The sequence below is a fragment of the Nocardia fusca NBRC 14340 genome (genome assembly GCF_001618425.1).
GTDB lineage: Bacteria > Actinomycetota > Actinomycetes > Mycobacteriales > Mycobacteriaceae > Nocardia > Nocardia fusca.
The window spans coordinates 1-9,994 of the sequence record NZ_BDCU01000032.1 but is presented as its reverse complement, the minus strand read 5'-3'; the positions used below and the strand labels follow the sequence as shown (position 1 = coordinate 9,994).

Genomic DNA, 9,994 nt, shown 5'->3' with positions numbered 1-9,994 from the left:
GTCGAGTCGGCGAATGAGATCGCCATTGTCGGTATGGCGTGCCGGATGCCCGGCGCCGCCGACCTGGACGCGTTCTGGCGGCTGCTGCGCGACGGGCGCGACGCCATCGGTGCGGCGCCCGCCGATCGCGCGGGCATCGGCGAAACAGCCGGTTTCCTCGATTCGGCCTCGGAATTCGACGCCGGATTCTTCGGGGTCTCGCCCAACGAGGCGCGCGCGATCGATCCGCAGCAGTTGCTCGGTCTGGAACTGAGCTGGGAGGCACTGGAAGACGCGGGATACCGGGATCGCGACGGTGGCCGGGTCGGTGTGTTCCTGGCCGGTTCCGGCACCGACTTCGCCGAGCTGGTGGCCGCGCAGGGGATCGCGGGGGTGGGGCGGTATTCGCTGCCGGGAGTCGGGCGCGGCGTCACCGCCAACCGGATCTCCAACCATTACGGGTTCACCGGCCCGAGCCTCGTGGTCGACAGCGGACAGTCCTCGTCCCTGGTCGCCGTGCACCTGGCCTGCGAGTCACTGCGCGGCGGCGAATCCGAGGTGGCGCTGGCGGGCGGAATCAATCTCATCCTGTCGCCGCTGAGCGGCGCCCGCTACGAACAGTTCGGCGCGCATTCACCATCGGGAAAATGCTTCACCTTCGACAGTCGCGCCGACGGCACCGTACGGGGTGAGGGCGGCGGCATGGTGGTGCTCAAACCACTGGCGCGGGCCGTCGCGGACGGCGACCGGGTCTACGCGGTGATCCGCGGCAGCGCGGTGAACAGTGGTAACGAACGGCGGGTGCTGAGCGCACCGAGCGCGGCCGCGCAGGTGGCGGTGCTGCGGGACGCGCTCGCGGCTGCGGCGGTGGAACCGGCGACCGTGGACTATGTCGAACTGCACGGCACCGGAACCCCGGCGGGTGACCCGGTGGAGGCCGCGGCGCTCGGCGAGACCTACGGGGCCGGTCGGACCGGCGGCGCCCGGCTGGCGGTCGGGTCGGTGAAAACCAATATCGGGCATCTGGACAGCGCCGCCGGAATCGCCGGGCTGATCAAGACCGCGCTGTGCCTGCGGTACCGCGAACTCGCGGCCAGTCTGAACTTCGCGTCCCCGAATCCGCGGATCCCGCTGGCGGAACTCGGGTTGCGCGTACCGACCGGCACCGAGCCGTGGCCGGCCGCGGCCGGTGGTGCCGCACCGCGGCGGGCCGGGGTGTCGTCGTTCGGGATGGGCGGCACCAACGCGCATCTGGTGCTGGAGGAGGCGCCGGCCGCGACGCCCGAAGTACCCGGTACCGCGGAATCGCCGGTGACCTGGGTGCTGTCCGGGCACAGTCCGGCGGCGCTGCGGGAACAGGCGGTACGGCTGCGGGAGCGGCTGGCCGGGCAACTCGATATCGAGGCCATCGATCTCGCGCAGTCGCTGTGGCGTACCCGGACTCCGCTGGAATGGCGGGCCGCCGTGGTGGGAGACGACACCGAGCGGATGAGCGCCGGGCTGACCGCACTGCTCGATCCGGTGCCCGAATCGGTGCCCGGCGGTCCCGAGGTGGTGACCGGCCGTGCCGCCGCCCGGCGCGCGGTATTCGTGTTTCCCGGGCAGGGCGGCCAGTGGCCTGCCATGGGCGCCGAACTGCTGGCCGCGAACGCGGTGTTCGCCGGATCGATCGCGGAATGCGAGGCGGCGCTCGCGCCCTACGTCGACTGGTCGCTGACCGAGGTATTGCGCGGAACCCCGGGCGCCGCGTCGCTGGAGCGGGTGGAGGTCGTACAGCCGGCCCTGTTCGCGATGCTGGTGTCGCTGGCGCGCATGTGGCAGGCCGCCGGAGTACAGCCGGCGGCGGTCGTCGGACATTCCCAGGGCGAGATCGCCGCGGCGGTCGTGGCGGGTGGTCTGTCCCTGGCCGACGGGGCCCGGGTGGTGGCGTTGCGTTCCAGGGCCGTCGCGGAGGTACTGGCGGGTTCGGGCGGTATGGCCTCGGTCGGGGTGGGCGCGCCGGAGGCGGCGCGGCGGGTGGCGGTATTCGGCGGCCGGCTGTCGGTGGCGGCGGTCAACGGACCGGGCCGGACCGTGGTCTCCGGTGCGGCGGACGCGCTCGGCGAATTCCTGGACGCCTGCGCCGCGGACGGTATCTGGGCCAAACGGATCCCGGTGGACTACGCGTCGCATTCGGCCGCGGTGGAACAGATCCGGGACCGGGTGCTCGCCGACCTGGCCCCGGTACGGCCGAGGTCCGGTTCGGTGCCGTTCTTCTCGACGGTGCGCGCCGAGTTCCTGGACACCGCGGGCCTGGACGCGCAGTACTGGTATCGGGGTCTGCGCGAGGAGGTGCGTTTCGCCGACGCGATCGAGGCGCTGCTGGCCGCGGAGCTGAATGCGTTCGTCGAGGTCGGCCCGCATCCGGTCCTGGTCTCCGCGATCGAATCGAGCGCGGACGCCGCGGGCCTGGCCGAGCGGGTCGCGGTACTGGGCACCCTGCGCCGCGACCACGGCGGACCCGACCGGTTCGCCGCCGCGCTGGCGCAGGCGCACTGCGCCGGGTTCGACGTGGCGCCGGTGCCGGACGCGCGGTCGTTCCGCCGGGTGGAACTGCCCGTGTACGCCTTCCAGCGGCGCCGGTGCTGGACCCCGGCGATCACCATCGCGCCGCAGCAGATCCCGGGCACGGCCGCGGAGAACTCCGTGGTGGAACCGGACGAGCCCGAAGCCGGTGTGACCCCGGTGCCGGACAACCCGCTCGCGTCCCGGTTGGCCGCCGCGCCCGAACGGGAACGCGAGGCATTGGTTCTGGCGGTCGTGGCGGAGCAGGCGGCCACGGTACTCGGCCACGACTCCGCCGGTGATATCCACTCCGACCGGCCCTTCACCGCATTCGGGTTCGATTCGCTGGGCGGGCAGCAGCTGCGCAACCGTCTGGTCGCGGTGACCGGGGTGGCCCTGCCCGCGACCCTGATCTTCGATCACCCGACTCCGCTCGCGGTGGCCCGGTTGCTGCGCGCCCGCCTGGAGGGCGCGGTCCCGGCCGTGCGCCGGGCCGTGTCCCGGCAGCGGTCCGAGGAGCCGATCGCCATCGTGGGGATCGGCTGCCGGTTCCCGGGCGGAGTGGCCTCGGCCGAGGACCTGTGGGAGCTTCTCGCCGCGGGTCGCGACGCGATCACCCCGTTCCCCACCGACCGCGGCTGGGAGCTGGACCGGTTGTTCGATCCGGACCCGGACCGGCCGGGCACCGTGTACACGCGTGAAGGCGGATTCCTCAGCGGCGCGGGCGATTTCGACGCGGGCTTCTTCGGGATCGGCCCCCGCGAGGCGGCCGCGATGGATCCGCAGCAGCGGCTGATACTGGAGGCCTCCTGGGAAGCCCTCGAGGACGCCGGTATCGATCCGGCCGGGCTGCGCGGTACCGATGCCGGTGTCTACGTGGGCGCCTCGTCGTCCGGATACCAGCGCGCGGTGACCGGCGAATACGAGGGTTTCCGGCTCACCGGCACCGCGCACAGCGTGATATCGGGCCGGGTCGCCTACGTGTTCGGGTTGGAGGGGCCCGCGGTCACGGTGGACACCGCGTGTTCGTCGTCGCTGGTCGCCTTGCATCTGGCCTGTCAGGCACTGCGCCGCGGGGAGACCTCGCTGGCGCTGGCGGGTGGGGTGAGCGTTTCGGCGAGCCCCGGCCTGTTCGTGGATTTCGCCCGCCAGCGCGGACTGGCGCCGGATGGGCGCTGTAAGGCGTTCGCGGCGGCGGCCGACGGTGTCGCCTGGTCCGAGGGTGTCGGTGTGCTGGTGCTCGAACGATTGTCGGAGGCCCGCCGGCGCGGTCACGAGGTGCTGGCCGTGGTCCGGGGTGCCGCGGTGAATCAGGATGGGGCGAGTAATGGTTTGACGGCGCCGAACGGTCCGTCGCAGGAGCGGGTGATCGCGGCGGCGTTGGCGGATGCGGGGTTGGTGCCCGCAGACGTCGACGCGGTGGAGGCGCACGGTACGGGGACGACGCTGGGTGATCCGATCGAGGCGCAGGCGCTGATCGCGGCCTACGGATCCGGTCGCGACGAGCCCTTGCGGATCGGTTCGCTGAAATCGAATATCGGTCACGCCGTCGCGGCGGCCGGTATCGGCGGGGTGATCAAGATGGTGGCGGCGCTGCGGCACGAGACGCTGCCGCGCACCCTGCACGTGGACGCGCCCAGCCCGCATGTGGACTGGTCCGCCGGATCGGTGCGGCTGCTGACCGACGCCGAACCCTGGCCGGCCGGGCAGCGGGTCCGCCGTGCCGGTGTCTCGTCGTTCGGGATCAGCGGCACCAATGCCCACGTGATCCTCGAGGAGGCGCCGGCCGCGCCGGCGCCCGATCGCGTGGAGCCCGTGGCCACCGCCGGCCCGCTCCCGTTGCTGATCTCGGCGAAATCGCCGGAGGCATTGCGGGCGCAGGCGGAGCGGTTGCGGCAGTGGCTGGGTGAGCGGCCCGGCGTCGAACCGGCCGCCGTGGCCCGCGCCCTGGTCGAGACCCGCGCCCGGTTCCCCTACCGCGCCGCGGTGCTCGGCGCCGAGCGGGAAGAACTGGTCTCACGGCTGGCCGAGCTCGCCGCCGGTTCCGGCCCGGCCGGGGTCGTGACGGGACAGGCCGTATCCGGCGGTACCGCGTTCCTCTTCACCGGCCAGGGGGCGCAACGCGCCGGTATGGGCGCGCGGCTCCACGAGGCCTTCCCGGTGTTCGCCACGGCACTGGACGAGGTCTGCGCGCAATTCGATCCGCTGCTCGGGCGCTCGCTGCGGGAGCTGATGTTCGCCGATCCCGGCGGCACGCTGAACCGGACCGAATTCACCCAGCCCGCCCTGTTCGCCTTCGAGGTCGCACTCTTCCGGCTGCTCGAATCGTTCGGGGTGACACCGGATGTGCTGATCGGGCATTCGATCGGCGAACTCGCCGCCGCCTATGTGGCCGGAGTCTGGTCGTTGCCGGACGCGTGTGCGCTGGTGGCGGCGCGCGGGCGACTCATGGGCGCGTTGCCGGCGGGCGGGGCGATGCTGGCGGTCGCGGTCGGCGAGGCGGCTGCCGTGCACGCGATCGCGGGTCGCGCCGGCCGCGTCTGGGTCGCCGCGGTCAACGATCCGTCTTCGACGGTGCTGTCCGGTGACGCCGAGGCGATCGCGGAGATCGAACGCGAGCTGGCCGATGCGGGGGTGCGGACGAACCGGTTGCGGGTGAGTCACGCGTTCCATTCGGCGCGGATGGATCCGATGCTGGCCGAGTTCCGTGCGGTGGCCGAAGGGGTGGCCTACCGGCAACCGCTGCTGCCGATCGTGTCCAACCTGACCGGTGAACCGGCGGGGGACGCGGTGACCGACCCCGAGTACTGGGTGCGCCAGGTGCGCGGCTGCGTCCGTTTCGCGCCCGGGGTGGCGACCGCTGTCGCGCAAGGGGTCCGCCGCTTCGTCGAAGTGGGTCCGGACGCGGTCCTGGCGGCCATGGTCCGCGGATGCCTGGCCGAGAGCGCGGCGGGCGGACCCGACGTCGCGGTGACCGCCGCGGTCCGCCGATCGGCCGACGAGGTGACCCAGCTGGTGACGGCGCTGGCCCGGCTCCACACCACGGGCGCGGAGGTGGACTGGCGTCCGCTGTTCGCCGGCGTGGCGCCGGGACGGGTCCCGCTGCCGACCTACGCGTTCGAACACCGCCGGTACTGGCTGGCCCCGGGTGGTGCCGGCGATGTGGTGGCCTCGGGGCTCGCCGAAGCCGGCCATCCGCTGCTGGGCGCGGCGGTCTGGCTGCCCGATACCGAGGGCGTGGTGCTGACCGGCCGCTTGTCGCTGCCGGCGCAGCCGTGGCTGGCCGACCATGTCATCGGCGGTGTCGTGCTGGTGCCGGGAACCGCGTTCGTGGAATGGGCGCTGCACCTCGGCGCGCTGACCGGTAGCCCGCGGCTGGCCGAACTGGTGGTCACCGCGCCGCTGATCCTGCCGGCGCGGGGCCCGGTGGAACTGCGGGTGCGCGCGGGTGAACCCGACGCCCGGGGCGCACGGGCGGTATCGGTGCATTCCCGGCCCCAGCGTGCCGGTTCCGCCGAGCCCGCCGAATGGGTCCGGCACGCGACGGGGATGCTGGTCGCGGAGTCCGCGGTGCCGTTCGAACCGGTGCCGTCCACGGAGAGCTGGCCGCCGGCCGGCGCCCGGCCGGTGGCGGTCGAGGACGGATACCTCGAACTCGCCGACCGCGGTTACGGTTACGGACCGCAGTTCCGTGGGCTGACCGCGTTGTGGCGGCGCGGCGACGAAATATTCGCCGACGTGGCACTGCCCGATCCGGCGGCGCACTCCGCGGCCCGCTACGGCGTGCATCCGGCGCTGCTGGACGCGGCCCTGCACGCGCTGCTCCTCGGTGGGGCGGTCGAACTCGCGGGCCCGGGCGAGATCCTGGTGCCCTACTCGTGGGACACCGTCGCGCTGCACAGTTCCGGTGCCGCCGCGGCGCGGGTCCGGCTGCGGACGGCCGATGCCGCGGCGGGCGAGCGCCGGATCACGCTGACCCTGCTGGACGCGCGGAACACACCGGTGGCCACGGCCGCCGCGGTGACGCTGCGGCCGGTCGCCGTGGCCTCGCTCGGCGCCGGCGCGACCGGTGCCGAGCTGTACGAGGTGAGCTGGGAACCGGTCGCCGCGGCCGCCGCACCGGCGTCGGTGGCGGTGCTCGCGGAGACGTCGGTGGCCGGAGTCGAGGAGAGTTGGGCGTCGGTGGCCGCGCTCGCCACGGCGGAAGCGATCCCGGACGCGCTGGTGTGGCGGGCCGCCGAACCGGTGGAGCCCGACCGGGCCGGGCAACCGGAGCGGGTGCGGGCCCGGGTGCACGCGACACTTGCCGTTCTGCGGGCCTGGCTCGCCGAGACCGCGGTCTCCGGCAGCCGGCTCGTCGTGGTCACCGGCGGCGGTGCGGGGCTGGCCGGTGAGGTCGCCGACCCCGCGGCCGCCGCGGTCCGGGGGCTGGTCCGTTCGGCGCAGGCGGAGAACCCGGATCGGTTCGTGCTGGTCGACACGGAGCCGGACGACCCGGTGGACCTCGGCCGGATTCGCGCGGTGCTGGGCAGCGGCGAGCCGGAAACCGCGCTGCGCGGTGGCGAGGTGCTGGTCCCGCGGCTCACCCGGAGCGGTGCGCCCGGAACGGGCGCGGAACCGGCCCCCTTCGCGGCGGCGACGGTGCTGATCACCGGCGGGACCGGCGGCCTGGGCGCGCTGTTCGCCCGCCACCTGGTGGCCGCGCACGGGGTGCGCCGGCTGGTGCTCACCTCCCGGCGCGGGCCGGCGGCCGAAGGAGCCGCCGAATTGGCGGCGGAACTGGAGCGGTCCGGCGCGCGGGTGCGGGTGGTGGCCTGCGATGTCACCGACCGCGCGGCGGTGCGGGAACTGGTCGACGGAATCGACCCCGGGCAGCCGCTGGCGATCGTCCACACGGCCGGAGTGCTGGCGGACGGAACCGTCGGCACGCTGACCGAGACGCAGGTGGACCGGGTGCTGGCGCCCAAGGTCGACGGCGCCCGGAATCTGGACGAAGCGACCCGGGACCGGAAGGTCTCGGCGTTCGTGCTCTTCTCATCGGTGGCCGGGGTGATCGGCTCGGCGGGCCAGGGCAACTATGCCGCGGCCAACGGTTACCTCGACGCGCTGGCACAGCGTCGCCGGTCGGCGGGACTGGCCGGGGTGTCGCTGGCCTGGGGGCCGTGGGACCAGGGCAGCGGGATGACCGGCGCGCTCGACCGGGTCGCGCTGGCGCGGTGGCGCCGGATGGGGCTGGAACAGCTCGGCGCGGCCGAGGGGGTCCGGTTGTTCGACCTGGCCGCCGGGCGCCCCGAAGCGGGGCTCGTACCGCTGGCCTTCGACCCGACTGTGCTGCGGCGACACTCCGAACCGGGTGCGCTGCCCACTGTGTTGCGCGGGTACGCGCGCCGGGTGACCCGAACCGGCGCGGCGACCGGCTCGCTGGGCGCCCGGCTGGCCGGGTTGCCGCCGGCGCGGCGGTCGGCGCCGGTCCTGGATGCGGTGCTCGCCCAGGCGGCCGCGGTGCTCGGGCACGCGTCGGCCGCCGAGATCGGGGCCGAACAGCGTTTCGACGAGATCGGATTCGATTCGCTGGGCGGGGTGGAGTTCCGCAACCGGCTGGCCGAGGCCACCGGTGTGCCGTTGCCGTCGACCCTGGTGTTCGATCATCCGACACCCGCCGCGGTGGCGCGCTTCGTCCTGTCCCGGATCGAGCCGACCGCATCCGATACCACCGCGACGCGGCGCGCCGAGCCGGCCCGGCCGGTGCCGGTGGACGAGCCGATCGCGATCGTGGGGATGGCGTGCCGATTCCCGGGCGGCGTGGGTTCGGCGGCGGATCTGTGGGATCTGGTGGCTGCCGGGGGCGACGCGACCGGTGATTTCCCGGCTGATCGCGGCTGGGATCTGGAGCGGCTCTTCGATCCGGACCCCGGAAAACCCGGAACCGTGTACACGCGGCGCGGCGGGTTCCTGTACGACGCCGGTGAATTCGACGCGGGCTTCTTCGGGATCGGTCCGCGCGAGGCCGCGGCGATGGATCCGCAGCAGCGACTGCTGCTCGAGGTGTCGTGGGAGGCACTGGAGCACGCGGGTCTGGACCCGGCCTCGCTGCGCGGCAGCGATACCGGTGTCTACACGGGCGTGATGTACCAGGACTACGAGACCGTCACCCGGCAGGCCGGACCCGAGGTCGAGGGCTATGTGGTCACCGGCGCGGTCGGCAGTGTGGTGTCCGGGCGGGTGGCCTATGCGCTGGGTCTGGAGGGACCCGCCATCACGGTGGACACCGCCTGTTCGTCGTCGCTGGTCGCGCTGCATCTGGCCTGCCGGGCGCTGCGGGCGGGGGAGAGTTCGCTGGCGCTGGTGGGCGGGGCGACCGTGATGGCGACACCGATGGTGTTCCAGGAGTTCTCGCGGCAGCGGGGGCTGGCCCGCGACGGGCGCTGCAAATCCTTCTCGGCGGCCGCGGACGGCGTGGCCTGGTCCGAAGGGGCGGCGGTCCTGGTGGTGGAGCGGCTCTCCGATGCCCGGCGGCTCGGCCACGAGGTCCTGGCGGTGGTCCGGGGCAGCGCGATCAACCAGGACGGTGCCAGCAACGGCCTGACCGCGCCGAACGGTCCTTCCCAGGAGCGGGTGATCGCGGCGGCGCTGGCGAATGCCGGGGTGCGCCCCGCCGATATCGACGTCGTGGAGGCACACGGCACCGGGACCGCGCTCGGCGATCCGATCGAAGCCCACGCGCTGCTGGCCGCCTACGGCCGCGACCGCGCGGGCGAGCCGTTGCGCCTGGGTGCCCTCAAATCGAATATCGGGCACACCCAGGCCGCGTCGGGCGTCGGCGGGGTGATCAAGATTGTGCAGGCGCTGCGGCACGAGACGCTGCCCCGGACCCTGCACGCGGACGAGCCGAGCCCCCATGTGGATTGGTCGGCCGGCGCGGTCCGGCTGCTGACCGAACCGCGGCCGTGGCCGGCGAACGGGCGGGTGCGCCGTGCCGGCGTCTCGTCGTTCGGGATCAGCGGAACCAATGCGCACGTGATTCTCGAGGAGGCCCCCGCTCCGGCCACGGTGGCCGAGCAGCCCACGGATGGGGTGCCCGAGATCGCGGCGGTGCCATGGGTGCTCTCGGCGAAATCGGAACCGGCACTGCGGGCCCAGGCCCGGCGACTCCTGACCTGGGTGGAGACTCACCCGGAGGCGGATATCCGGTCGGTGGCCCGGTCGCTGGCCGGCTCGCGGGCGCTGCTCGACCGGCGCGCGGTGGTGGTCGGGCGGGATCGCGACGAGTTGACGGCCGGGCTCGCGCAGGTGGCCGCCGGGGCCCCGGGCACGATCGAGGGCTCGTCCGTGCCGGGGCAGACGGCGTTCCTGTTCACCGGTCAGGGTGCGCAGCGGGTGGGTATGGGCCGGGAGCTGTTTGCGGTGTTCCCGGTGTTCGCGGCGGCGTTGGACGAGGTGTGTGCGGAGTTCGATTCGCTGTTGGGTCGGT

1 pseudogene is annotated in these 9,994 nt (G+C 73.7%); it reads left to right on the top strand.

Features of this window, described 5'->3' with window-relative positions:
• Positions 1 to 72: 72 nt before the first annotated feature.
• Positions 73 to 9,994: pseudogene (locus tag NF4_RS39815) on the top strand (type I polyketide synthase); the annotation flags it as partial.